Consider the following 24,807-nt stretch of genomic DNA (forward strand, 5'->3'; position numbering starts at 1 on the left):
TGGCACGGTCACCGCCCACTACAACGGCGCACCGTGCTTCACCGGTTCCACCGGCACTGTCGACGTGACGGTGAACGAGGCGTTGACGACCACGACGGTCACGGCGACACCCAACCCGTCGGTGTGCGGTCAGTCGGTGACGGTGTGCGCGACGGTGACCACCAACGCGCCCGGTTCGGGTACGCCCACCGGGACGGTGACGTTCACCGGTCCCGGCGGCCTGAACGTCACGGTGCCGCTGAACGCCGGCGGCCAGGCCTGCCTGAGCAGCACGTCCCTGGCCACCGGCACGATCACCGCCACGTACAACGGTGAGGGCCCCTGCTTCGCGGCCTCCTCAGGCGCCGTCGCCCTCGCCGTCAATCCGGCCGCCACCACCACGACCGTGACGGCCACGCCGAACCCGTCCGTCTGCGGCCAGTCGGTCACGCTCTGCGCAACCGTCACCGCCAACGCGCCGGGCTCCGGCACGCCGACCGGCTCCGTCACCTTCACCGCACCCGGCGGGCTGAACGTGACCGTGCCGCTGAACGCCGGCGGACAGGCGTGCTTCTCCAGCACCTCGCTGATCACCGGCACCGTCACCGCCGTCTACAACGGCAGCAGCTGCTTCCTGCCGTCCACCGGCGCCGCCTCCCTCACGGTCAATCCGGCCGCCAGCACCACGACCGTGACGGCGACACCGGCCACATCGGTGTGCGGCCAGTCAGTCACACTCTGCGCGACGGTCACCATCACCCCACCGGGTTCGGGTACGCCCACCGGGACGGTGACGTTCACCGGTCCGGGCGGGCTCAACCAGACGGTCCCGCTGAACGCGAGTGGTCAGGCCTGCATCACCACCACCTCCCTGTCCTCCGGCACGGTCACCGCCACGTACAACGGCACCAGCTGCGCCGGCGGCTCCAGCGGCTCCGTCGCCGTCACCGTGAACGAGGCGGCGACCACGACGACCGTCACGGCGACCCCCGCCACGTCCGTCTGCGGTCAGTCGGTGACGGTCTGCGCCAAGGTCACCACCAACGCGCCGGGTTCGGGTACGCCCACCGGGACGGTGACGTTCACCGGTCCGGGCGGGCTCAACCAGACGGTGCCGCTGAACGCGAGTGGTCAGGCGTGCTTCACCACGACGTCGCTGGCCACCGGCACGGTCACCGCCACGTACAACGGTGAGGGCCCGTGCTTCGCCGGCTCGTCCGGCACCCTCACGGTCACGGTCAACCCGGCCTCGACCAGCACCGCGGTCTCGCTCACGCCGAATCCGTCGGTGTGCGGTCAGTCGGTGACGGTGTGTGCGACGGTGACCACCAACGCGCCCGGTTCGGGTACGCCCACCGGGACGGTGACGTTCACCGGCCCCGGCGGGCTCAACCAGACGGTCGCCGTCAACGCCGCCGGCCAGGCCTGCTTCAGTTCCACCAGCCTGTCTTCCGGCACCATCACCGCTCACTACAACGGCGCCCCGTGCTTCACCGGTTCCACCGGCACGGCCACCGCCACGGTGAACCCGGCGACGACCACCACGACGGTCACGGCGACACCCAACCCGTCGGTGTGCGGTCAGTCGGTGACGGTGTGTGCGACGGTGACGACGAACGCGCCGGGTTCGGGTACGCCCACCGGGACGGTGACGTTCACCGGCCCCGGCGGGCTCAACCAGACGGTCGCCGTCAACGCCGCCGGCCAGGCCTGCTTCAGCTCCACCAGCTTGTCCTCCGGCACCATCACCGCCCACTACAACGGCGCCCCGTGCTTCGGGGCGTCGACGGGTTCCGTGGTCATCAACGCGACAAGCGTGGCCACCACTCTCACGGCCGCACCCCAGCAGGTCCGGTTGCGGCTCAATGGCACCTTCGTCATCCAGACCATGAACGCGACGCTGAGGAACGCCGCGACCAACGCACCGATCCCCGGCATGACCGTGACCTTCACCGCCAACGCAGTGAGCGGGCCGATCCTGATCGGCACGGCCGTCACCGACGCCAGCGGCGTGGCGACCCTCGCCCCGCCCACCGTCACCGTTCCCGGCACCATCGTGACGGCGGCCAGCTACACGGCGTCGTTCGCCGGAGTGGCCTGCTTCGCACGGTCCTCGGTCACAGCGGGCCTGACCGTCGTCCCGTTCCCGCCGATCCCGTAACCCACCCGACCGCACAAACCGCGTCGGGCCGCACACCGCGGCCCGACGCGGGCGTGCCCGCGGCGGGCTCGGCTCGATCAACGCAGTGCGGTGGAGCTGCCGGAGGGGGCGCTGCCGGTGTACCGGGCGGAGAACACTGCCAAGCACCACCGGGGCCTGGTCCGCAAGCGGGGTCGGCGTGCGTACGACCAGGCGGAGGCTCGGCGGATCGCCGAGCGGCCGATCCGCAAGAAGGCCGCAGCGAAGAACCGGCCGGCGGACCTGATCAACATCGCGCTGGAGAAAGTCGTGAAGGCCGGGCTGGAACGGCCGGGGTTCTCCACTTTCGACAAGATGGATCGCACAGATAACAGCACATTGCCTGTCCGGGGCGACCGGGGCCCGCGGGCCCCGCGAGAACGTGTCCGCGTCGGTGGCGTTCATCGACGAGCTCGGCGCCGGTAAGTCCGTTGGGCGGGCACGTCACGGCGGAGACCATCAGCCAACTGCCCAAGTGCCACGACGTGATGTCGATCAACCTCGACGGCGTGCCCACCACCCCGTTCAGGGTCCGGGGGCTGCCTGTGGAGGAGGTCTTCGCCCGCTAGAACAACCCGGACGGCGTCCCGGACCTCGATGCGGCGATCGACACCAACCTCAGGCGCCGGCCCGCCGGCGACCCCACCACCCTCATCCGCTCGGTCACCAACGCCGACCGGACGGCACCCGGCCAACGGCTGCTGCGCCACCGGGGCGCGTACCGGGGCCTCACCTGACCGAGTCCGGGGGGGGGGGGGGGCCCCCCCCCCCCCCCCCGCCGCCCCCCGCCCCCCCCCCCCCCCCCCCCCCCCCCCCGGACTCCGTACATCAGGAGGCGGGCCGGCTTCCGGGGCGGTGGCCGAGGGCGCGGGAGGCTTCCTCGCCCGCTTGGACGACCAGTGGGGCGAGTGTGCCGATGTCCGCCGGGGTCAGGCGCTGGGTCGGTGCTCCGATGCCGACCACCGCGACCAGTTCGCCGCTGCTGCCGAAGACCGGTGCGCTGATCGAGGAGGCGCCCAGGTCGCGTTCCTCGAACGACGCCGAGAAGCCGGTGCGGCGGATCTCCTCCAACTGCCGGTCCAGTACGTCGATGTCGACCACCGTGCGCGCGGTGTGCCGGGTGAGGCCGTGGCTGACCGCCGCGCGTCGCGCCGAGGGGTCGAAGGCCATGAACACCTTGCCGGCCGATCCGGCGTGCAGGGACATCACCATGCCGATCATGAACAGCCGCATGACGACGTGCCGGGTCTCGGCCAGCGAGACGACCGTGCGGAACGCTCCGTCCCGTACGTACAGGCACGCCGTCTCGCCGGTCCGGTCGCGCAGTTGCTGAAGCGCCGGGCGGGTCAGCTGGACCATGTCCAGGCCGAAGGTGCCGGGCGCCGCCCAGCGGACCAGACCGAGGCCGATGCGGTAGGTGTCCTCGGTGCGGTCGAGGAAACCCTCACGGGTGAGGTTGTGCACCAGACGCTGGCAGGTGCTGGCGGGAAGGCCGGTGGCCTTGGTGATCTCCTGGAGATGCAGTTCCGGCCGTTCGATGGTGAAGCACTCCAGGATCTGCCGGATCTTGTTCAGGACCAGCAGGGGCGCCGTACCGCCCTTGTCGTTCGTGCTCATCACGGTGTCTCCCCGTCTCCCCGCCATGCCGCCGCCGTTCAGGAGGACACGGTATGTCAGTCCGGTGCGGCCGTGACACGCAGCGGTGCCGGTGCGCCGGGGACGGCGGCCAGGGCGGACGGCAGCTTCCGCCCGAGCAGTGCGTGCACTTCGTCGCGCAACTCCACCAGCCGCCGCACGTCGATTCCGGTGGCGATGCCTGCGTGGTGGCAGACGTTGACGAGGTCGTCGGTGGCGATGTTCCCGGCGGCGCCGGGCGCGAACGGGCAGCCGCCCACTCCGCCGAGCGCGGCGTCGAACCGGCGGATGCCCAGGTGAAGTGCCTCCCAGACGTTGGCGGACGCCATGCCGTAGGTGTTGTGCAGATGCAGGCCGAGCGGCAGGTCGGTCAGCTCCGCCTGCACGGCCCGCACGGTGCGACGGATGTGCCAGGGGCTGGCCGCGCCGATGGTGTCGGCGAGGTGGAGTACGGAGATGCCGAGGCCGGCCAGTTGGTGTGCCGTCTCCACGACGCGGCGCGGTGATGTCTCGCCGTCGAACGGGCAGAGGAAGGCGGTGGCGATGGTGGCCTCCAGTTGGACGTTCGCCGCGGTCAGCGGCTCCGCCGCGACGCGCAGCCGCTCCAGTGCCTGCTCCGTCGGCACACCGGCGTTGGCCCGGCTGTGGCCGTCGCTCGCCGACACGGTCAGGCGTACGTTGCGTGCTCCGGCGGCCAGGGCGCGGTGGGCGCCTCGTTCGTTGAAGACCAGGCTGTGCAGGGAGGCCGTCTCCCCGGCGCGCAGCTCGGCGGCCAGCCGGTCGGTGTCCGCCATCTGCGGCACCTTGCCGGGATGGACGAAGGAACCGATCTCCAGGGAGGTCAGCCCGGCCTCCAGGAAGCCGTAGGCGAGGCGGAGTTTGTCCTGCGTGGGCACGATCACCGGTTCGATCTGGAGGCCGTCTCGCAGCAGGACCTCCGTGATCAGGACCTGTTCGGGCAGGCCGTTCATTCACACCACCCCCAGTTCGCGCAGCGCGGCGCGGCGTTCGTCGTCGATTCCGAGCTCGGCCAGGACGGCGTCGGTGTGCTCGCCCAGCTCCGGGCCGAGCCAGCGGGTGCGCCCTGGTTCCTCGGTGAACTTGGGCACGATGCCGGGGAAGGCCACGTCCGGCTCGTCGCCGGCGGCGACGGTCACACGGTGGCGCTCCAGCATGCCGCGCGCCGCGTAGTGCGGGTCCGTGGCGATCTCCGCGGCCGTGAAGATGGGCCCGGACGGGATGTTGCCGTCGTTCAGGTGCGCGAGGACCTTGTCGTACGGCAGACGGCCGGTCCATTCGGAGATGGCGGCATCCAGTTCCTCGGCGTGCCGGACGCGTCCGGCGTTGTCGGCGAGTTCCGGGTTGTCGGCCAGGTCGGGCCTGTCGATCACCTGTGTCAGCCGCTTGAAGATGGAGTCGCCGTTGCCGCTGATGACGACATGGCGGCCGTCGGCGCACCGGTAGGTGTTCGACGGTGCGATGCCCGGCAGCGAGCTGCCGCTGCGTTCGCGTTCCACGGCGAAGGCGTCGTAGTCGGGGGTCAGTGACTCCATGAGCGAGTAGACCGCCTCGTACAGCGCGACGTCGACGGTGTCGCCCCGGCCGGTGGTCGTACGGTGCCGGAGCGCGGCCAGCGAGCCGATCACCGCGTAAAGGCCGGCCACCGAGTCGGCGAGGCTGATGCCGACCCGGGTCGGCGGCCGGTCCGGGTAACCGGTCAGCTGGCGCAGGCCGCCGACAGCCTCGGCCACGCCGCCGAAGCCGGGCCGGTCGCGGTAGGGGCCGGTCTGCCCGTAACCCGAAATCCGGGTGACGACCAGGCCCGGGTTGGCTTCGCGCATCAACTCGGGGCTCATGCCCCAGCGTTCGAGAGTGCCGGGCCGGAAGTTCTCCAGGACGATGTCGCTGCGGCGGACCAGCTTCAGGGCGACGGCCCGACCCTCGGGGTGCTTCAGGTCGAGGGTGAGGGACCGCTTGTTCCGGTTCATCGCCCGGAAGAGCAGCGAGGTGTCGCCCTCGTGCAGCCGCCAGCGGCGCAGTTCGTCGCCGCCGACGGGCCGCTCCACCTTCACGACGTCCGCGCCGAGGTCGGCCATCAGCCGGCCGGCCGAGGGTGCGGCGATGAAGTTGCCCAGTTCCACTACGCGCAGGCCCGCCAGGGGTCCGGGGGCGCGCTGCTGCCCGCCATGGTCGGTACCTCGCACGTTGAGGACCCGCTCTCTCGTGCCCGCCTTGTCCACGAGCCCTACACCCAGGCCGACATCGACGCCGCCGAACGGCGTCTGGCCGCCCGCCCCCGGTCAGGCCGGCGCGTAGAGGTGGAGCAGCGCCTCGCCCCGGACACCGCGAGGACCGGTTCACCATCATCCGGGTCGGCTACCCGGATGCCGTGCAGTACGTCACCCTCCCCGTGACGACTCCCGCAGCCGGGTGACCGTCCTCGGCGCCCTCGGCTGGAGGCTGACCGACGGCGTTCCCCGGCCGGTGGGCGCCCGGCGCCGACGAGTAGGGTGCGGCGGTACGTACGGAAGGGGCAGGGCACCTCCGGGTGGCCGGTACGACGGGGGAACGATGCGGCGCTGGGTGAAGGTCTCTGTGGTGGCTGCGGTCGTGGTCGGGCTGGGCGGTTATCTGGCCGCGCCGTCCGTGCAGGAGTGGCTGTTGGTCCGTCAGGCGTGCGACGGCGTGCTGCCGCGCGATGCTGTGAAGGGGCTCACGCCGGTGGACGCCGACCTGGAGTCCGCAGAGTCGAAGCGTACGGAGGCGCTCGGCTCCTACTCCTGTTCGCTCACCTTCGAGGGCTACAACGTCTCCGGGGAACGGACCATCACCATGTCGGCGTACACGCGACGCGACGACCAGGACCGGGCTTTCATGGTGGTCTTTCCCGAGGAAGGGTTCGACGACCAGGCGCCGCTGCCCGGGAGTCTGCCGGGCTTCATCGACCAGTACGGCTCCATTCGGTTCCTCGTGCCCTGCCCGGATCTCGGCAAGGACAGTCAGGGCCGACAGCGCAAGCTGATGGTGCAGACCTCCCTGGGGCAGAACATTCCCGTCAGGACGCAGCTGGCCGCGTACCGTATCGCCGTGGCCTTCGCCAACTCGGCCTCGGGCAAGGTGGGTTGTGACGCCGAGGCGATCGAGCCCCCGAAGAAGGACCTTCCACTGGCCGGTGCCGCAGACGATGTGCCGACAGTCCCCGTGGCCGAGGCGGGGGACACGGCCTGCGCCTGGGTGTCCCGGGCCGGGCTGCCGGAGGGCGGCGACTGGCGGATCAGAGTGGGCGCGAACAGCGCGGCCCCGACGGGGCGTTGCGAGCTCTTGTCCGGGAGTGACGACGAATCGTGGCGGGACGGCTCAAGGCTCGCCTTCGTGTCCTGGTACGGCGACTGGAGCAACCGGCTCACGGCATACGACAACGACGGCAGGCCCCGGCCGGGAACCGCGAGCGCCCGCTGCGACGGCGAGGCCGCCAACTACGCCTTCAGCGGTTCCCGTGACATCCCCGGGGTCAACGCGGCGGCCAAGGAGCGGATGTTCGAGGAGTTCGCGCGGGACGAGGTCCGCCGCCACGGCTGCACGGACCTCCGGTTCCACTCCTGACGCGACGTCACGACACACCGTCGCATCGGCGGCACTACCTGAGCCACAGCCCCCGGACGTAGAAGTCGTCCATCATCTGCCGCATGGCGGCCGCTCGTCGGTCCGGTACGTGGCGTTGCTCCGCCCAGCTGTCCAGCACGGTGAACAGCTGGTCCCGGCCGTCCATCAGATCGCCCCGCACGGGGCCGGTAACGGGCCGGGCAGCTATGTCGCCCACCGGGAGGCGGGTCTTCAGCTGCTTCTCAGCCGGGCGGAACGTGCCCCGGGTGTGCTCGCGTACGGACCGGTCGAAGGCGTCGAGGTCGGAGATCGTGCCGTCCCTGGTGTGGTTGGCGCGGTGTTTCATCAAGGTGCCCACCCGGCCCGCGAGATCCTGGAGATCGTTGTCCGGCCAGGTCGTCGGACCCGATCCGCGGTCGGTCGGGGAGGGGCGGAAGTCGGGGTCGCCGCCCTCGTCGGTCAACCGCTCCAGGTAGGCGGCCAGATTGGCGCGTTCGGCGTCGTAGAGAACGGCGAACGCCTCCGGGTCCTCGGTGAGTTCGGCCACCAGGGTCCTCATGTCCGCGTCCCCGTCGATGCCCTCGTACTCGAATCTGGTGTGCACCTCGCCGGGCGCGAGGAAGCGGCCGAGTGCCGTATAGCCGTTCTTGTCGGGCAGTGCCTCATTGGGCAAGGCCACCGGGCTGGTCGCGTCACTCCCGCCGAAGCCGTCGTCCCGACCGGCGTCCACGACGTACTCGGCCAGCATCCGTGCCACACCCGGCGCCAGTCCCGCCGGAATCCCCTGACCGCTCAGGACCGCTGCCACCGCGTAGGCGCTACGGGCCTGCGCTGCGGTGTGCGGCTTGCCGGGTCCTGTGGCGCGGGTGCCCGCGTCCACGACGCGGCCGAGCACGCGGGCCCCGTCGCCGCACAACTCGTCGTGCGCCAGCAGATGTGTCGCGGACGAGATCCCGTCGAGGTCGTCCCCGGGATCCAGAGCCTTCGTGGCCGCCGCAGGGTCGTCGGCGAGTGCCCGGACCGACGTGGGCACCTCATGGCACTTCTCGCCGTCTTCGTCACCCGTGACGGCCACCACGACGGCGACGGTGGCCACCAGCACCACGAACGCCGTTCCCACCACGAGGAGTTGGTACTTCCCCGCTCGACGCAACCGGCCACGGGGCCCCGGCCGCTCGGCAGAACTCTCCGTGTCGCCGCCTTCGCTGCTTTCTCCGATGCCCCCGATGCCCCCGATACGCATCCGGCAAGACTAGGGCCTGACTTTCGGACGCCGCGGACCGGGCGGCGTCACAGCAGTACCGCGCCCGTGACCGACGCGCCCGCGCACAGCAGCGGGCACAGGACGACGAAGACGACGCACAGGACGTTGGAGCGCCGACCGGCGGCGAGGTCCAGAGCGAAGACCTCGGGGTCCCTCGGGTGTGTGGTGGACGGTGACTTTCCGGCCGTACTCGGTGGCCGGATCGTCCCGCTCGACGCGGAAACGGGCGGTGACGACCGTTTCCTCAGATCGGTCAAGGTTCAGCAAGACAGGACACCTTCAGCCGCAGGCCGCCGATAGCGGCAGGTCAAGGTCAACACGTCATACGTACGCACTTCGTACGCACTTCGTACGAGCTTCGTACGAGCAATATACGCGATTCATGCGTTTCGTGAGATAGGGTGTCGGTCAGGAGGTGTTCCATGTCCGAGTTGTTCGACGCGGTCGATGCGCTGGTCGCGTCTCGCGCCACGCTGCCGCCTCCGGCGGAGCGCAAGCGGCTGCGTGCCGCGCACGGTCTGACGATTGATGAGGTGTCCACCGCGCTGAAGGTGCGCCGGGCCACGGTGTCCGGCTGGGAGTCAGGGAAGACAGAGCCGCGACCGCCGGAGCGGGACGCGTACGCCCGGCTGCTGGAGAAGCTCGCGGAGCTCTACCCCGCCCCCGCGGACGACACGGTTGTGACAGCCCCCGTTCAGGACGTCGCGGTGACGGCCACGTTCACCGGTGCGCTCACTCCGGCTGCGGAAGCGCAGGCCCTGCCCGCAGGACCGGCACCCGAGACTCCGGCCGCGGCGGCGTCCCAGAACACCCGGACCAGCCCTGCCCCCGATGCTCCGACGGCCGCGCATACGGCGAGCACCACCAGGCCGTCGTCGATGTCACGGCGGCCGGGCGCGAAGAAGGCGGCCCCGGCCAACACCCCGGCAGGTGGCACCGACCCGCGTTTCGAGAACGGGCCGCTGGCGGTTGTCGACGTCGACGACGGGAAGGTGCTGGCGTACTGCACCGGCGGTCTGGTCCTGGACGTGCCCGCTAAGTCCGTCCCGGCACTGGTCGACTGGACCCTCACGGAGGCGAAGCTGGGCACGCCGAAGCTGTCCGGGCCGGGGAAGCCGGCCGACCCGCTGCTCGTGCTTACCGAGTCCGCGCTGGAGCGCTACGGCCTCCCGGTCGTCCTTACGGAGGAGGAGCGGCTCGCGGGCAGGTTGCCGGAGGGTCACAAGGTCATCAGGCAACTGGCGCGCGCGGAGTGGAAGTTGACGAAGCGCGGCTTCGGACCGTGGGCGCGGATCTACCGCCCGGCGACCGGTCCGGAGCGGGCCTGTGTCCAGATGTGCATCCCGTCCTGGCAGGCGCTCGACACCCGGCACTGGGGGGAGGCCGGTCAGCTTCCGCCGGCGGAGCTCGCCCGGCTGCTCGGCACGTACGCGGTCAGGGTGATGACGCCGCGCGGTTCCACCGCCGTCACCGGCCTGGAGCTGATGACCGCGCTGCACCCGCCGACCCGCGCCTCCGAACCGGACGGGGCGGGGAAGCGGCACTCCGAGCACAACCCCGGATCACTGGGGAAGGAGCCGGTGGACTGCGCGCCGTGTGAGGCCCCTGACGGGCACCCGCTCCTGGCGGACCTGCCGCGCTTCCACGTCCGCGGCCCCGGGGAGAAGCTGTTCGAGGAGGCGTACGACTGGGCACGGCCGCTCACCGACACCGAATGCCTGCGCCGCAACCTGGTGGGCCTGGACGTGAACATGGCCTTCGCCGCCGGCGCCAACGGCCTGCCCCTCGGCCTGAGCGCGCCAACACGCGTGAAGGACCCGGTGTTCGCCCCGAAGCTGCCCGGCTCGTGGCTGGTCGACCTGTCGCACGTCGACCTGTCCCGCGTGAAGGCCGGCAAGGACAAGTGGGTGGAGCTGGACGCCAGTCTGCTGCCGAGCCCGTTCACGCCCAAGGGCGTCCGGCCGGAGGGTCCGGCCTGGTACGCGACGCCGACCGTCGCCTACGCGGTCGAACTCGGCTACGAGGTCGCGCCGGTGGAGGCGTGGGTGCGGTACGACAACGGCCGCTACCTGGACGGCTGGTACAACCGGCTGCGCGACGCCTACCTCGCCACGATGGCCGACCTCGGCGTCGGCGCCGACCTGTCGCCGGAGGACTTCCTCGCGGCGATGGACGGCTACCGCGGCCGTGACCCGGAGCTCGCGATCGTGGTGTCCGCGGTCAAGGCCACGGTGAAGGGCGGCCTGGGGAAGCTGCGTGAGCGCCCGCGGGGTGAGGGCTGGAAGCCGGGTCAGCCGTGGCGGGCGCTGTCGCGTCCGACGTGGCGGCCGGACATTCGGGCGGCGGTCATCTCCCGCACGCGAATCAACCTGCACCGAAAGCTGCTCAAGCATGCGGCGTTCACCGGGCAGTACCCGGTCGCGATCCTGTCCGACTGCGTCGTGTACGCGGTCGACGGTGAGAGCCCGCTGGACTTCCTGCCCTACCGGGAGGGCAAGCCGCTGCCCGGCGGCTTCAAGCTCGGGGTCAACCCCGGCCTGGTCAAGCACGAAGGCACCCAGAGCGTGCTGTGGGGCGAAGGCGTACGGGAGCAGTTCAGCGCCCCCGAGCTCAACCTCGCCCGGTACATCAAGGACGGCACCGTCACCGACCAGGACAACGGGGAGTAGGTAGGCGATGAGCATCATCGGTGACGGCCTGGACCAGGCGGTGCAGAAGGCGTTCACCCGCCCGGCACCCAAGTCGGCGGGCGCGCAGATGCGTTACCTGGTGAAGCAGCTCAAGGGCACCAGGGCGGTCGCACAGATGCTGCGGGTCTCCCAGCGCACCGTCGAGCGGTACGTGAAGGACCAGATCAAGAAGCCCCGCCCGGAGCTCGCGGCCCGCATAGAGCGTGAAGTGAAGGCCCGTTGGCAGCCACAGATCCGGGCCAAAGCCAAAGAGAAGGCGGCCAGCACCGGTGGCATCGTCATCGACACCCGCGCCCGCATGGGCTACACGGCGCCGATCGGGTCGACGGACCAGGACCGCATCCGGCACCTGACCGTTGCCCTGCCGCCCCGTCACGCCGCCCGCCTCTTCGAAGCCCAGGAGGCCGGCGCCAGCGACGCCCGCCTTCAGGAGATCGCCGCCGAAGCCCTCAAGGAGACCTACTTCCAGGACGGGGGCCGCCGCGCCGGCTCACTGGAAGAGGTCCGCTTCACCGACATCGAACACCTGGAGTTCGACCTGTAGCTCCGCGCTCCGAAAAGCGAGCGAGCCCCGAACCGTCGCCGGTCCGGGGCTCGCTCGCGTGTCTGCGGGCCGGAGGTTCATGCGCGTCATGCCGTGTCCAACGACGCCAGGGTTCCGGCCCGGCAGTGCTCCAGAGGACGATCACGGCGACAACAGCCGCCAGCGCCGCAGCAAGCAGAGTTGCGCCAGCCTCCTTCTGGAGTGCGCAGTCGCTGGTCATTCGCGTTGGGCATACTCCACATACAGCGGTGTAGCGAGCACGCTGGGTCCTTGAGATGTTCGAACCACTGCGAGGATCCGGGCGTGCCCACTTAGCCGTACTGGCTCGGTCACCCACCCCTCGTCGGGACTGTTCCCCTGTGCAGATCGGCCCAGAACCCGGAGGGCGTAGTCGAGTTCACGCCTCCCAGTGGCAGGTGGAACGAACCTGGTGGTCGCGGCCTCGTCGGGCAGTTGTGCGAGTTGGCGGGCGTAGGCAATGACCGCGTCCATGTAAAACATTCCCACCCGCCCTTCCGGTGAGTCCCCTGACTGCCAGCGATCCAGGACATGCACGGAGGAACCTAAGAGTACGAACGGAGGCTCGGCATTGGCGGTGGCAAAATAGACGAGTCCGGCGAGCGCATGGCCGGGGTCTGGGTCCTCGGGCAGATAGCGCGCTGTGGCCGCGTCGCCGAAGCGGAAGTCGTCCGTGAACTGGATCCAGTCGCCGACGCGGAGGCGGGTTTCGGTCCGCGAACGAATGCCTTTCGTCTTCCCAATCATCTTCACTGTCGCGTCCAACAGAGCGATTGACGACGGCTGCGGCTCGCTCGGCAGCGTTGCCGTGGCCGACGCAACCCCAACGTTGAACCCGGTCTCGAAGCCCAACCTTCTCCGGAGACGACCAGGCAGTTGCGGGGCCAGCGCCCGCATTTTGTTTTCTGATAAGTAGAGCAAGTCGCGCATGCTGCCCCCTAGCGTGCACTGAGTAAGTCCATTCTGTCTTCTCGTGCACCCCGCTACACCCCCATCTCTGATGTTCGAAGACCCAAGGACAGGGCCCTGCCGGGCGGAGCCGTGCTGGACTGCTGGCCGGACATCGCGGCGGCCGTCGCACCTCGACTGGCCGACCACGTCCAGGCCGTCGCCTTCACACCGAAGAAGGCCGTCTTGACCTGCGCCCCGACTCGCCCGCCTACGGCACCCAACTGCGCCTGATCGGCGCGCGGATTGTCGCCGCGGCGAACGAAACGACAGGCACCGACGCCGTAGGCAGCATCCGAGTCCTGCCCGCCGGCGCCGCGCCCGCCCCCGAGGCTCCGACCGCACCAGATGCCCAGGAGGCTCCGGTGAAGACGCGCGAGATGGCGTCGCCCGGCTTCCACCAGGCGCTCGCCGCCCACCAGTCGGTGCCCGTACAGGCGGGTGTCGGTGATGGTCACAGCCTGCTCGGTGCCCCAGGTCGTGGAGTCGCCGAAGACGAATTCGCCGCCGTTCCTGGGCGGTCGGCCACCCGCGGGGTCGTAGCCCCGTGGCGGTGTCGGCCGGCGCATCACGCGGTCGGAGCGGAGCCGACCGAGGCTTTGACCGAGACGGTTCGGCCGCAGCAGCCACAGACGGTCCTCCCACCGGGCCGGCCGCTCGGCGAGCTGATTGTCAGTGGCTCCTGATATCTCCTGCCGCGACATAAAAAAATACGTTTTCGCTCCGGATCGCACAGGAGGTGCTATTCATGCCCTTTACTGCACTGCACCCCGACAACGGCCGCCTCGACGCCACTCAGCATGATCTCGGATGCGGGCTCGACTGGAACAACGTTTGCAAGGCCAGCCCCCGCGTCTCACTCGCCTGCCCCGAGTGCGGCTGGGGCGTCTATGCCAAGCACTCGCCTCGACGCGTGCGGTTCTTCTGCCACGATCCCGGCCGCCCTGTCGAGTGCTCGCTCACGAACGAGTCGTGGGAACACCACATGCTCAAGCTGGAGATGGCAGGGGAGCGGGAAGCCGCAGCAGCGCGCCGCAAGCAGCACATGGAGGAGATTCACCGGCGCCGCCGTGCCGAGGGAGCCCGCCAGCGCCGCTTGGTGCAGGAGCAGGAACATCGCATCCGTATGGAGAAGCTCCGCGAGCGTTGGGCCGAAGAGGAAGCGCTTCGTGCCCGTGAGCGGGCCGAACAGAAGGAGAGGGAGCGCCAGGCCGTTGAGACGGCAAGGGCGTGGTGGAGCCGGCTGTCCCAGGAGCAGATCAAGGAACTGTTCGCCACGGTGGCCGACCGGGCCTGGCGTGAGGAGCAACTGAGGGTGGAAGTCCCCGAGAACGCCAGCATGGCCGCGCACTTCGCCTACGGAGTGCCTCTGCACTCCCAGGGGCGGTTCCGTGCGCTGTATGGCATCGTGCGCCCCTGCCCCGACCTCATCTCCCTCTCACCGCAGCTGCCCTGCCAGCGCGTCTTCGTCCGCAAAGCCCACGAGTTGCGGGAACTGGGCACGGTGTTGACCGGGCGCATCACCCACTTCGACCTCCCCGATCACGAGCAACTCGCCATGTGCTAGATCCGCCGTGGTCGCCACCGACCGAGAACGCCGGGGCGAAGCTGCCATGCTGGTGCGGGGCCGGTTGATTCTTCTCGATGCGGATCCCGAGGTGGCAGGGATGGCGTCGCAGACGTTCTGGCTGCCAAGCTCGAGGAGGCCGGGCCGGCCGCCGGTGTGTTCCCGGCTGCCGACCCGGTGTTGGTGCGGTGTCCGGTGCCGTTATCCGGCGAGGCTGAACGCTCCGCCCGCAGCGATGAGCGAGATGCTGCTGAGGCTGTTGATGGGTGTGGTGAGGGCGGTGCGGTCGACGGCGGTGCCGTCGCCGATCTGGCCGTTGTTGTTGTAGCCCACGGCGCTGACCTTCCCGTCGCGGTCGAGAACGAGGGTGTGGTAATGGCCGGCGGAGATGGCGCGGATGTTGGTGGCGCCGTCGAGGGTGATGGGGGCGGGGCGGTTGGTGAGGGTGCCGTCACCCTGCTGGCCCTGGGCGTTGTAGCCCCAGGTTTTGACGGTGCCGTCGGCGAGGCGGGCGACGCTGTGGTGGATGCCGGCGCTGATCTCGCGGGCGGTGGTGATGCTGTCGACCTTGACGGGGGTGAGGCGCTGGGTGAGGGAGTTGTCGCCGAGCTGGCCCTGGGCGTTGTAGCCCCAGGCCCAGACCGTGCCGTCGGCGAGACGGGCGAGGCTGTGGGCGTTGCCGGCGGCGACGCTGCGGACGTTGGCGAGTCCGGTCACGGTGACCGGGGTGTTGCGCTGGGTGAGGGAGTTGTCGCCGAGCTGGCCGTTGCCGTTGATGCCCCAGGCCTTGACGGTGCCGTCGGCGAGGACGGCCAGGCTGTGGGCGCTCCCGGCGGCGATGGCCTCGACGTTGGTGAGACCGGAGACGGTGACCGGGGTGGTGCGGGTGGCGACGGTGTTGTCGCCGAGCTGGCCGCTGGAGTTGAGGCCCCAGGCCTTGACGGTGCCGTCGGCGAGGAGTGCCAGGCTGTGGTTGTTGCCCGCCGCGATGGCGACCACGCCGCGCAGTCCGGTGACGGTGGACGCCTGGTCCTGGTTGGTGACGGTGCCGATGCCGAGCTGGCCGCTGGTGTTGAGGCCCCAGCTTTCCACGGTCCCGTTGGAGAGCAGTGCCAGGCTGTGACTGGCGCCGGCCGAGATGCTCTGGATGTCGGCGCCGGTGAGCCCGGGTACGGTCACGGGCTTGTACTTGGCGCTGGTGACAACGCCGCCGAGCTGGTAGCTCTCGTTGGCTCCCCAGCCCTTGAGCCGGCCCTCCTGTGCGGTGGCGGCGGAGGGCAGGGCCCACGCCGTGAGGATCGCCAGCAGCGCCAGCAGACCCAGGAGGACGGGGGATCTGCGGTTGCCGCCGCGGTGAAGTGCGTTCATGTCGGTCCTTACCGGTCGGGCAGTGCGGGCAGGGCAGCCGAAGCCATCCAGACCGTCACCTACAGTGAAGAGTTGGTCGCCATGAGTGTCCATCCTGATGGATCTTCACTGGTCCAGAAGGCGGATGCTTCACCCGAAGTGATGGCACACCCCTGGGCGTGTCGCGCCCAACGTGGAGGCTGCGGAACTGGTGTTCGCGCCGTGAGGCGCCCGTACGGGTGGGGACCGGGTTCCGCCCACCCAGCAGGACCGCTTCACTCCAACGACCGCTGTCTCGGAGGAGCTTTCGGCGGCAACCAGGCTCCGGGAGGTGTCAGTCGGCTGGTGTCCATGGCGGGTCGTGCGTGATGTTGATGGCATCGCAGTTCCAGCAGTCCCATTCATCCGGCACCCGGTACAACTCCTGCCAGAACCCGGCCGGTTTCCCGTAGACCACGCAGTCCGCCCCGTATTGCCATCACTCGAACGAAAAGTTCATGAGGTGCCTCTCCCCGGTTCTCGGCAGCAACGTCTTTTCTTGCAGGGACTGGGTGCGGCCTGGGTTTCTGCCCCGGCCGTCGGCGACTGCAGCGCGCGTGGACGCTTCATTTTCAGGACGCCGACCCGGCACCGGCTCCGCCGTTCAGTGCATCAAGGAGTTCACCGAAGGGGACCTGTTCCTCGTCGTAGTCGAAGGTCATGGCGGCGGCGAGTGCTGCCCACCGGTCGGCGCTGCGTCCGCAGCGGTCCGCCAGAATCTTCAGCGCGGTCTCGGGCTTGTTGCTGAGGAGGACCTCGTCGGCGGGGATCTGGAGCAGGTGGGCGAGTGTGTGGTGTCGGGAGTTGATGACGGTGCGGTAGACCCCGGAGCGGGGGAGGATCTCGTCGACGGCGGGGTGGTCGAGCCAGGACTGCAGTATGGCCGCCGGGTCGGGGTGCTGGTCGAGGTCCTCGTCGGTCAGCAGCCGGAGCACTCCGTCGTCCTCGTCGTCGGCCGGGACCGCCGCCGCCGCGTTCAGGAACCAGTCGGGGCCGTCGGCCTTCTCGGCGATCCAGGCCAGCTCTGCGGGGTGCAGGACGGTGAGAACGTCTTCGATGACGGTCGCACGCGGGGTGTGCGGGTTGGCCGCGAGAGCGGCCAGGGCCTGGACCCGGCGGTGCTCGGAGTGGCGCTCCAGGAGGCTGGCGGGACGGTCGTGGTCGGTCTTGTCGTCGAGGACGCGTGTCCAGACCCGGCTGGGGGCTGGGGAGACGACGGCCGGCTGATCCAGGGAGGCGAGCTGGGCGCAGGCTCTGGCGAGGTGTTCAGGGCTGGCGCTGAGGAGCGCCAGGTCCTCAGCGAGGCGCCGGACGAGGCCGTCGAATTCGTAGTCGTTGGCACGCTTCTCGGGCAGGTCCAGCAGCTGCCCGCGGCGCACGAGGGTGTCGGCGGCCGCGTGCAGCTGGCTGCTGGCGAGTTCGGTGAGGCGGGGGTTGTCGCGTACGCGGTTGGCGATGTGGTGCAGGGTCCTGCGCGCGGTCACCGTCGGGTTGGGCAGTTCGGGCAGCTCGGGCAGGCACAGGGCCGGGAGGCAGGCGCGCAGCAGTTCCTCGCTGAGTGCGGGGGGGCGGGTCTTCGGCGGAAGAAGGCTCCTCTTCGTGGGGGTAACTGGCGCGGATGCGGGCGTCTTCGGCGGCGGAGCTTTCGGCTTCGTCCAGCAGCAAGTGCTGGACGGCCGCGCCGAGCGTGGGGTCTCCGGTGAGTTCCGCCCACCGCTCGGGGCACCTGGCCAGCATGGCCCAGCCGTCACGGCTTCCCAGTTCCAGCGACCAGTCCTTGCCAACGGTGGACAGGGTTTCCCAGCCCTCTTCGCGCCGAGGGAAGAGCAGGAACGCCGCGAGCGGAGTGAGGGACGCTTCCAGAACGGCGTCGAACAGAGCCTGCGGCACGGGCGGGACCGGGGTGTCCCCTTCGGTTCGGGTGTAGCGGTTTGGATCCCAGTCACTGATGACTTGCTCCGGCTCCCCGTTGGCGAGACGGGGCAACAGGGCGACGGCTGCCTCCACCTGCTCCGGGTGCCGGGCCAGGCCGATGATCAGTCCGGCCCCCACTCGATGGGTGCGCAGGATGGCGGGCAGGTCGTCGACGGTCACCGTGCCCGCAGCCGCCAGCTTGGCGAGCATCGTCTCGTCGGCCTGCACCAGGAGCCGGCCCCTCAGCCGCCTGGCCGATGTGCGGGCCAGAAGCGGGGGCAGCGCGGTCTTCAGCGCCTCCTCCCGCCACTGCTCGGTCTGCGAGTCGAAACCGTGCCGGCTCCTCGCCGGGGTGCACAGGGCTTCGATCACCGTCTTGAGTGCCTCCTTGGGGAGGTCTTCACTCATCGCGAGGTCCCGCCACAGCGGGTACGTACGAGCATTGACCACCGTCGGGTCCCCTCCCTGCCTGACCCGACGTCACCAACGGGTCACCGTCCGTGGAAAGACCGTACGGCGCACACCAGCCCGAGCGGACCCGATCCGCGAAGTCGCCCGCAGAGGCTGCCGGCATGATGCTGAGCCCTGATGGGCGCAGGTTGCTTGAGCTGGTTGCCCAGACCCGCGAGCCGGTCGCGATGTCCGACTACTTCCATGAGATTCACCCGCCCACTTCCTCCCGCGACGCCGCAGAGGACGACCCTGCCCGTGCGACCTGGATGAAACTGCGGATGTCGCTGTACATGGCGTCGCTGAATTTGTGGAAGTCCGGCTTGGTCCAGGTCGTCCACCCAGCGAACGGCGAACGCCCCCACCTGGCATCGGTTACCGACGCTGGGCACTCCGTGTTGGCCTGATCAACCAGCGGAAGCTGATCCGTCCAACCGTCCCCAAGGACGTCGTCGTCGAGGTCCTGCGGGCCGGGGCGGGGGTCCGCGGCCGGTATAGCCGGCCACGCGTCTGGAACGGAAGGCCGCAACCCGTAGGCTGCCTCGACCGCGGCCACCGCCTCCTCGTAGGTGTCCCTCTGGGTGTCGATCATCAGCCGCACTCGCCCTCTTGGTGACCGCTGCCGCCATCCTCCTCGCATCCTGCCCCCGCGCGACGCTCAGGGGCAGGGTCCCGCGCCCGCGGTTTGGGACCCTGCGTGCCGGGCTTGCCCTAGCGCGCGCGGATCGGAGGGGGCCATTCTGTTACGAGTTCTAAGCCCATACCCCGGAGTCAGCTTCCGAGCTCGTCGGGCTGGCTGCAACCGGTGACTCAGCGCCTTGTCTTCATCGTCATGACATCCAGTCGAAGGTCACGATCCCCGAATGATCGGGAGTTGCGGTTGTGGAGGGTCGGCCGGGCGCTGGCCCTCACCTTCGCCGCCGCGGTCCTGGTCGCGGGCTGCGTCTTCGTCAGCTTGGTGGTGCTTCTGGACTTCAAGGAGATCGACAAGACCGCGAAGCTCGACGCGAAGACGCTCTTCGATCTGGTGAAACTCTCCTTCGGGGTGGTTGCCGGCGCTGGTGCGCTCGTCGCCCTGGTCGTTGCCTACCGCCGCCGGCGTGTCGACGAGGCCGGTGCACACCGCGAAGCCACCCGGCTGCACAGCGAGCGCTTCACTCAGGCCGTTGAGCAACTGGGCTCCGACTCACCCGCCATCCGCCTCGGTGGCGTTCACGCCCTGGCCGGCCTTGCCGACGACGCCCCCGACGACAACCTGCGCCAGACCTGCATCGACGTCCTGTGGGCCTACCTCCAACTCCCCTTCACCCCCGACCCCCACCCACCAAGAGGAACACCACCGCTACCTGGCCTTCCGCAAGGTCCGGCACACCATCCTGCGCCTTATCGACGCCCCCGGGGAACCCACCGCTCCTGGCAGGGCTGCGACCTCGACCTCCCCGGCGTCACCATCGACGGTTACATGGATTTCAGGGGTGTGGTGTTCTCGGGTGGCACGGTGTCCTTCAGCCACGCAGCGTTCTCCGGCTGCACGGTGTCCGTACGCGCGTGGACGAGGCCTTCCCGACGCGCGGAGCGCGCGCCGGGAGGCGGCGGGGAACTGTGAGACCGGGCTCAAGGACTCCGCGACGCGGCCCACCAGCTCCGCTGGTCCGACTGGTGCCGCCACCAGACCCGCGCCCGGGTCGGTCACTACGGCCGACAAGCCGCGAATCAGGCATGAAGATCACGACCTGCGACTGGGGTATTAACTGAGCATTCACGGCCTTCGCTACTTGGCCGAATCTCATTGGCAAAGGTTGATGCATCAACGTAATCCTGATTGAGTTGATACCTCAACTAGATGGTTCTCCACTCGGACAGGGGTAGCTGGTATGAGCGACAAGAAGGTCATCGCGGTCGCCGGAGCGACGGGCGCACAGGGTGGTGGCACCGCACGGGCGATCCTCGCCGATCCGGACTCGGGCTTCACGGTGCGCGCGCTGACCCGGAACCCCAACTCGCCTGCAGCCAAGGAGCTTGCTGGGCTCGGGGCGGAGGTTGTCCAGGCGGACTTCTACGACGAGCCGACCGTGCGCCAAGCGTTCGAGGGCGCTTACGGCGCCTTCCTCGTCACCAACTTCTGGGCGCATGGCTCGGCGGCCAAGGAGACCGAGGAAGTAAACGTCCTGGTCCGGGCTGCCAAGGCCACGGGACTGCGCCATGTGGTCTGGTCGACGCTGGAGGACACGCGCGAACTGCTGCCGCTGGACGACGGTCGGATGCCCGTTCTGCAGGACAAGTACAACGTGCCGCACTTCGACGCCAAGGGTGAGGCCAATGAGCTCTTCACACAGGCTGGAGTGCCGACGACCTTCCTGAACACCACCTTCTTCTTCCAGGGCTTCCTGCAGGCCATGGGCCCCCAGCGCGCCGAGGACGGCGTACTGACCCTGACCCTGCCGCTGGAGGACGGCAAGCTCCTCGCCGGGGTGGACGTGGCGGACATCGGCCGCACCGCGCACGCCATCCTCAAGGGTGGTGAGCAGTTCGTCGGCGGCACCATCGGCCTGGCCGGCGACCACCTGACCGGTGCGCAGTACGCGGAGAAGCTGGGAGCCGCGCTCGGCGAACCGGTGCGCTTCAAGTCGGTGCCCTACGACGTCTTCCGCTCCCTGGACATCCCGGCCGCTGCGGAGGTCGCCAACATGTTCCAGTATTACGGCGACTTCGACCAGGAGTTCACCGGCGCCCGCGATCTGAACCGGCTGCGCGAGATCAACCCGGAACTGAAGAGCTTTGACGCCTGGCTGGCCGAGAACTCCTCGAAGATCGAGGTGAAGTGAATGAGCGCGACACGTACGGCGTCTCGTGAGGGCTCGGAGGGCAAGACGAGCGGGCCGCTCAGCGGCAAGGTCGCCTTGGTCACAGGCGCGAGCCGTGGCATCGGTGCGGCCATCGCGCGTCGCCTCGCCCGTGAGGGCGCGGCTGTCGCCATCACCTACCACTCGTCACCCGGCCACGCCGACAAGGTCGTCGCCGAGATCACGTCGGAAGGCGGCAGGGCGGTGGCGTTGGCGGCCGATTCGGGAGACGCCGAAGCCGTCCGCGCGACAGTCACCGGCACCGTGGAGGCCTTCGGCCGCTTGGACATCCTGGTGAACAACGCCGGAGGCGGTCACATGGCACCGATCGAGGAACTTACCGTCGACGACTTCGACCGAGAGGTCGCGGTGAACGTACGCTCGGTGTGGGTGGCAACACGGGAAGCGCTGCGGCACATGGGCGACGGAGGCAGGATCATCTCGATCGGCAGCGTCTTCGCCGAGCGGATGCCGATTCCGAACGGCACGACGTACTCCCTCACCAAAGCGGCCATCGGCGGTTTCACCCGAGCGCTGGCCCGGGAGCTGGGACCGAGAGCGATCACGGTGAACAACATCCAGCCGGGCGCGATCGCGACAGACCTGAATCCGTCCGAAGGGGACCACGCCGATCTGATGAACGGACTGACCCCGGTCAATCGGTATGCGTCTCCGGATGAGTTGACCGGCCTGATCGTCTACCTCGCCGGCTCCGAGTCGGCCTACGTGACGGGCGCGACGATCAACATCGACGGCGGCTTCGCCGTCTGACACCAGCGACAGCAGTGGCTGAGGTCGCCGGCCTGGGCATGCGGCACATTGAAGGGAGCCGCACGAGGTTCACTCTCTGGGGCACAACAGTCATACCGGCGGTGCGGTGCTGGCGCCGCGCGGCACCCGCGATGGCTCCCGTCAGCCGCAGCTTCACCGCCACCACGGCGGGTACGGGTACGTACCCGTATTCATCGGGGATGGGAAGGAGTACGACGATGTCTGATGCCAATGTCCGTATCCCTGAGGAAGCCAAGGACCGGCTTGCCGCGATCGCGGTGGCGGAGGGTCTGTCGCTGCGCGCGTATCTGGCCCGTCTGGCGGAGACGTTGCTGACTCCGGGTGAGCGTGCCGAGTGGGCCTGGGCCGCGCTGGAGGAGTGGACCGGTTACGCGCCCACGGCGGAGCAGGAGCGGGACCTGGACGGTGAGCTGGACCGGCGCCTGGCGCAGGCGGCCGGAGTGTCCCGGTGAGCGGCGTTACCGGGGATCACCGTGGTTGATCTGGATCTTTCTGCGGCGCTCGCTCTCGCGCGGCGCGAGACCTGGGCGGCGGCGCACAGCCAGTACGCGGCGCAGCCCACGTTGGAGCGTCCGGACGGGGCGGTCATCGCGACCGCTGCCCCGCGGCGGTGGGCCGGTGAGGCGGTACGCGTGCTGGACCTCACCCCCTGAACAGCAGCACCACGTCACGGCCCTGCCGGATCAGTTGATCCGGCAGGGCCAGTGTGTGTCACTGCCCGGTGTGCTGGCGGCGGGCGGTGACGAGGTTTCGCCGCCGGGTGCGGGTGGCTTGCTCGGTGTTCGGCCAGCGCGGCGGGGTGTGGTTGTCGGGCAGCGGGAGGTCGGCCATGAAGTGCGCGATGTCGGTGTAGTAGCCGTACGAGCTGTCGCTCGTGTGCTCGCGGAGCCGGGTGATGGTGGCGTCCAGGGCGTCGTGGTCGTCGAGGGCGGCTTGGTGGAAGGCGGCGGCGATGTCGATGGTGGGTGTCATGGAGGTGAGGCCCGCGGTGTCGAGTTCGGTGCGCAGGGTGCGGACACCTGCCCGTCCCCGTCGGCGGCCTGTCGGGCCGCCCGGCAAGTCGCACGCCCGTGCCGAGGACGCCGGCTGTGGCCGGCCTGCCAGAGGGCCCGCCGCTCGTGGCCGTCGACCCGTAACCTCTCGCGAGGCCTCTCGTTACCGGAACGCGCACTGCCCCCGTTGTCGGCCGGGTCGTACGGAGAAGACCCGCATCCTTAGACGCGGGTCTTCTCCGCCGCCAGGGCCCGAGCCGATAGCGCAGAGCGTGTCCCGTCGATCACCGCTCCGCTAGATTCGGGGGCATGACCGAAGCTGATGATGCCGCGCGAGTGACCGCCGCGTGGGAGCGCATTGAGCAGTGGCTGAGCAAGCATGCCGTCTTGACGCGGAGCATGCTGCGCCCGCCGGCCGGTGAGCAGGCGATCCGTGCTGTCGAGGACGAGATCGGGGTGGCCTTCCCGCCTGGGCTTCGGGAGCTGTACCTGTTGCATGACGGCATCAACGAGGCCGGGCATTACGCCGACTACCCCCACGATGTGGTCCCTCCGGACCCGGCCGACCCGCACTGGATGCACGAGAACGCCTCGTGTTTCCTGCCGGGCGGGTTCGGGTGGCTGCCCCTCGGTGAGGCGGTCGGTCTGGCCGGATCGGGTGTCTTTCCTGAAGCCGGTCCACGTATCCCGTTTCTGGCGGACCTGGCAGACGCCGGCATGTACGGCATGTGGGTCGACGGTGACGGGAACCTCGGCACCTGGGGTGATGCGACGCCTCCGCAGGACCTCGGTTTCACTCTCGCCGAGTACCTCACCAGCGCGGCGGACGCCCTCGACGGCGATGGGCTGGCGATAGGGCGGGAGGGCATGAAGGATGCCAGGCCGTTCATCTCACCCACCGCCGACGGGCTCCGCTGGCTGGACCAGGACGCCCCGGAGATCATCGCCGACTACGAGGGCGACGGCTGGCACCCCGCCTGAAAGACGGCACCCGTGCGGGCGTCGGTGAAAGTGACCGAACCGTCCTTGTTCGCCTTTGCCTTCAGGCCCTTGGCCTTGACCGGGAGGGTGTAGGTGCCGGTGGGCCGCTCGCCGAGTTCAACGAACTGCTCGAAGCCGGTACGGGTGGCCTCGACGATGACGTCGGCGCCGGGCACGGCGTTGTTGTAGCGGGCGCGGGTGCCGTCCAGCTCGGGCTGCGGCAGACCGCCCTTCCACTGGAGGGTCACCTGGCTGTCGCCGCTGCCCAGGGTGACGAGATCGCGGGCGCTGTCGTTCTGCGCGGCGCGCAGCGACTTCGGCAGTTGGCCGCCCTTGCCGCCCAGGCGCAGGCCGCCCGGGTGCGCCTTCGCGGTGATGCTGCCGTCCGGGGCTTCGGTGAGCGTGGCGTCGGCCTTCTGCCACTTGCTGTTCTTCCAGACCCGTTCGGGGCCCGCGGTCAGCTCGGTGGTGAGGGTGCCGTCCGGGTTGGCGACGGTGTAGGTCGTCTCGGTGGTCTCGTCGGTGACGACGACCTTCTTGCCGGTCTTCTTCGCCTCGGTGATCGCCCACGCCTTGGAGCCCTTCGCGTGCTTGGCCGCCCAGGCCATGTCGGAGGCGAGGATGTCGGCCTTCGACGGCTGGACCGCCTTCGCGGCACCGGAATCCGGCACGGGCGCGGCGCTGGTCGGCAGCGACGCCCCGGCTATGAGCGCGGTCTCGACGACCAGGAGCAACGCGGCCCCGGCCGCGATGCGCGCCCGGCGCCTTGGTGCTTGATGTCTGTGTGAAGACACGGAAGCGTGTGTCCTTCCCTTGAGAGAAATGCGACACGTGTACGAGTTGCGTGCCACGAGCGCAGGACACTACGCAGAAGAATCAATCGGGCACAGGAAGCTATCGGCCGTGGCTCATAACCGTCCCAATGGTCCCGCGAGTTGAAGCGGAACCCTGCCTTCAATCGCGGTAATGATCACAACGGACGCGGCAGCTCCGCCCGCCACCGAGCCCGGCCACTCACAGGC

At 69.5% G+C, this 24,807-nt stretch carries 23 protein-coding genes and 2 pseudogenes; 13 read left to right on the plus strand and 12 right to left on the minus strand.

The window, feature by feature from the left end; all coding sequences use genetic code 11:
• From ACIBLA_RS25575 to ACIBLA_RS25585, 3 genes are all read left to right on the plus strand, one after another.
• A partial coding sequence (locus ACIBLA_RS25575; protein ID WP_399199993.1) for an Ig-like domain repeat protein occupies positions 1-2,140 on the plus strand: 2,140 nt, incomplete at its 5' end.
• Between the two features lie 90 nt (positions 2,141-2,230).
• Complete coding sequence (locus ACIBLA_RS25580; RefSeq protein WP_399199994.1) at positions 2,231-2,584, plus strand: hypothetical protein; 354 nt, start codon at positions 2,231-2,233, stop codon at positions 2,582-2,584.
• A gap of 5 nt (positions 2,585-2,589) precedes the next feature.
• The gene (locus ACIBLA_RS25585) at positions 2,590-2,727 is read left to right on the plus strand and encodes a hypothetical protein (RefSeq protein ID WP_363246923.1); all 138 of its coding nucleotides are present in this window, start codon (positions 2,590-2,592) and stop codon (positions 2,725-2,727) included.
• Positions 2,728-2,986: 259 nt separating this feature from the next.
• Here the strand turns inward: ACIBLA_RS25585 and ACIBLA_RS25590 are convergent, their stop codons facing one another.
• The 3 genes from ACIBLA_RS25590 to ACIBLA_RS25600 are packed head-to-tail and all read right to left on the minus strand — an operon-like array spanning position 2,987 to position 5,997.
• Positions 2,987-3,775 carry an IclR family transcriptional regulator gene (locus ACIBLA_RS25590; protein WP_399199995.1) on the minus strand — a complete coding sequence of 263 codons (789 nt, stop codon included), beginning with the start codon at positions 3,773-3,775 and terminating at the stop codon, positions 2,987-2,989.
• Positions 3,776-3,831: 56 nt separating this feature from the next.
• Positions 3,832-4,764, minus strand: a complete 933-nt coding sequence (locus ACIBLA_RS25595) for a hydroxymethylglutaryl-CoA lyase (RefSeq protein ID WP_399199996.1) — start codon at positions 4,762-4,764, stop codon at positions 3,832-3,834.
• Positions 4,765-5,997, minus strand: a complete 1,233-nt coding sequence (locus ACIBLA_RS25600; protein ID WP_399199997.1) for a CaiB/BaiF CoA transferase family protein — start codon at positions 5,995-5,997, stop codon at positions 4,765-4,767.
• A 394-nt stretch (positions 5,998-6,391) separates the two neighbouring features.
• Between ACIBLA_RS25600 and ACIBLA_RS25605 the strand changes: the two genes are divergently transcribed.
• A complete protein-coding gene (locus ACIBLA_RS25605) occupies positions 6,392-7,396 on the plus strand; it encodes a hypothetical protein (RefSeq protein WP_399199998.1) in 1,005 nt (334 codons plus the stop codon).
• Between the two features lie 34 nt (positions 7,397-7,430).
• On the opposite strand, the gene ACIBLA_RS25610 is transcribed toward ACIBLA_RS25605, so the two are convergent.
• Both ACIBLA_RS25610 and ACIBLA_RS25615 read right to left on the minus strand, forming a co-directional pair.
• Positions 7,431-8,639 carry a hypothetical protein gene (locus ACIBLA_RS25610; RefSeq protein ID WP_399199999.1) on the minus strand — a complete coding sequence of 403 codons (1,209 nt, stop codon included), beginning with the start codon at positions 8,637-8,639 and terminating at the stop codon, positions 7,431-7,433.
• 47 nt (positions 8,640-8,686) lie between these two features.
• Positions 8,687-8,917, minus strand: a complete 231-nt coding sequence (locus ACIBLA_RS25615; RefSeq protein ID WP_363246640.1) for a hypothetical protein — start codon at positions 8,915-8,917, stop codon at positions 8,687-8,689.
• Between the two features lie 165 nt (positions 8,918-9,082).
• Between ACIBLA_RS25615 and tap the strand changes: the two genes are divergently transcribed.
• A complete protein-coding gene (gene tap, locus ACIBLA_RS25620) occupies positions 9,083-11,329 on the plus strand; it encodes a telomere-associated protein Tap (RefSeq protein ID WP_399200001.1) in 2,247 nt (748 codons plus the stop codon).
• Positions 11,330-11,336: 7 nt separating this feature from the next.
• The gene (tpg, locus tag ACIBLA_RS25625) at positions 11,337-11,894 is read left to right on the plus strand and encodes a telomere-protecting terminal protein Tpg (protein WP_363246638.1); all 558 of its coding nucleotides are present in this window, start codon (positions 11,337-11,339) and stop codon (positions 11,892-11,894) included.
• Positions 11,895-12,110: 216 nt separating this feature from the next.
• Here tpg and ACIBLA_RS25630 read toward each other — a convergent pair whose 3' ends face one another.
• The gene (locus tag ACIBLA_RS25630) at positions 12,111-12,842 is read right to left on the minus strand and encodes an SAVMC3_10250 family protein (RefSeq protein WP_399200002.1); all 732 of its coding nucleotides are present in this window, start codon (positions 12,840-12,842) and stop codon (positions 12,111-12,113) included.
• 446 nt (positions 12,843-13,288) lie between these two features.
• Positions 13,289-13,462 (minus strand): annotated as a pseudogene (locus tag ACIBLA_RS25635) (transposase); the annotation flags it as partial.
• A gap of 146 nt (positions 13,463-13,608) precedes the next feature.
• Here ACIBLA_RS25635 and ACIBLA_RS25640 point away from each other — a divergent pair.
• Positions 13,609-14,427 carry a hypothetical protein gene (locus tag ACIBLA_RS25640; RefSeq protein ID WP_399200004.1) on the plus strand — a complete coding sequence of 273 codons (819 nt, stop codon included), beginning with the start codon at positions 13,609-13,611 and terminating at the stop codon, positions 14,425-14,427.
• 201 nt (positions 14,428-14,628) lie between these two features.
• On the opposite strand, the gene ACIBLA_RS25645 is transcribed toward ACIBLA_RS25640, so the two are convergent.
• The 3 genes from ACIBLA_RS25645 to ACIBLA_RS25655 all read right to left on the minus strand — a co-directional run bounded on the left by ACIBLA_RS25645 (position 14,629) and on the right by ACIBLA_RS25655 (position 18,769).
• Positions 14,629-15,795 (minus strand): hypothetical protein, encoded by a 1,167-nt coding sequence (locus ACIBLA_RS25645; protein ID WP_363246635.1) that lies wholly within the window; start codon positions 15,793-15,795, stop codon positions 14,629-14,631.
• 590 nt (positions 15,796-16,385) lie between these two features.
• Complete coding sequence (locus ACIBLA_RS25650; protein ID WP_399200005.1) at positions 16,386-17,297, minus strand: hypothetical protein; 912 nt, start codon at positions 17,295-17,297, stop codon at positions 16,386-16,388.
• 1,091 nt (positions 17,298-18,388) lie between these two features.
• Complete coding sequence (locus ACIBLA_RS25655) at positions 18,389-18,769, minus strand: hypothetical protein (protein WP_399200006.1); 381 nt, start codon at positions 18,767-18,769, stop codon at positions 18,389-18,391.
• Positions 18,770-19,051: 282 nt separating this feature from the next.
• Between ACIBLA_RS25655 and ACIBLA_RS25660 the strand changes: the two genes are divergently transcribed.
• The 5 genes and pseudogenes from ACIBLA_RS25660 to ACIBLA_RS25680 form a co-directional block, all read left to right on the plus strand.
• Positions 19,052-19,783, plus strand: coding sequence for a hypothetical protein (locus tag ACIBLA_RS25660; protein ID WP_399200007.1), 732 nt, complete (start codon positions 19,052-19,054; stop codon positions 19,781-19,783).
• A 268-nt stretch (positions 19,784-20,051) separates the two neighbouring features.
• The gene (locus ACIBLA_RS25665) at positions 20,052-21,002 is read left to right on the plus strand and encodes an NmrA/HSCARG family protein (protein ID WP_399200008.1); all 951 of its coding nucleotides are present in this window, start codon (positions 20,052-20,054) and stop codon (positions 21,000-21,002) included.
• On the plus strand, positions 21,003-21,791 hold the full coding sequence (locus ACIBLA_RS25670; RefSeq protein ID WP_363246632.1) for a 3-oxoacyl-ACP reductase family protein: 789 nt from the start codon (positions 21,003-21,005) through the stop codon (positions 21,789-21,791).
• A gap of 218 nt (positions 21,792-22,009) precedes the next feature.
• Positions 22,010-22,264 (plus strand): hypothetical protein, encoded by a 255-nt coding sequence (locus ACIBLA_RS25675; RefSeq protein ID WP_399200009.1) that lies wholly within the window; start codon positions 22,010-22,012, stop codon positions 22,262-22,264.
• A pseudogene (locus ACIBLA_RS25680) lies at positions 22,265-22,465 on the plus strand (hypothetical protein); the annotation flags it as partial. It lies immediately after the preceding gene.
• Positions 22,466-22,523: 58 nt separating this feature from the next.
• On the opposite strand, the gene ACIBLA_RS25685 reads toward ACIBLA_RS25680, so the two are convergent.
• Positions 22,524-22,784, minus strand: a complete 261-nt coding sequence (locus ACIBLA_RS25685) for a hypothetical protein (protein WP_399200010.1) — start codon at positions 22,782-22,784, stop codon at positions 22,524-22,526.
• 329 nt (positions 22,785-23,113) lie between these two features.
• On the opposite strand from ACIBLA_RS25685, the gene ACIBLA_RS25690 reads away from it, so the two are divergent.
• Positions 23,114-23,785 (plus strand): hypothetical protein, encoded by a 672-nt coding sequence (locus tag ACIBLA_RS25690; RefSeq protein WP_399200011.1) that lies wholly within the window; start codon positions 23,114-23,116, stop codon positions 23,783-23,785.
• On the opposite strand, the gene ACIBLA_RS25695 is transcribed toward ACIBLA_RS25690, so the two are convergent.
• Positions 23,755-24,579, minus strand: coding sequence for a hypothetical protein (locus ACIBLA_RS25695; RefSeq protein WP_399200012.1), 825 nt, complete (start codon positions 24,577-24,579; stop codon positions 23,755-23,757). The two genes, ACIBLA_RS25690 and ACIBLA_RS25695, sit on opposite strands and share 31 nt — an antisense overlap.
• Positions 24,580-24,807 lie beyond the last annotated feature (228 nt).

The organism is Streptomyces sp. NPDC050433 (assembly GCF_044458565.1).
GTDB lineage: Bacteria > Actinomycetota > Actinomycetes > Streptomycetales > Streptomycetaceae > Streptomyces.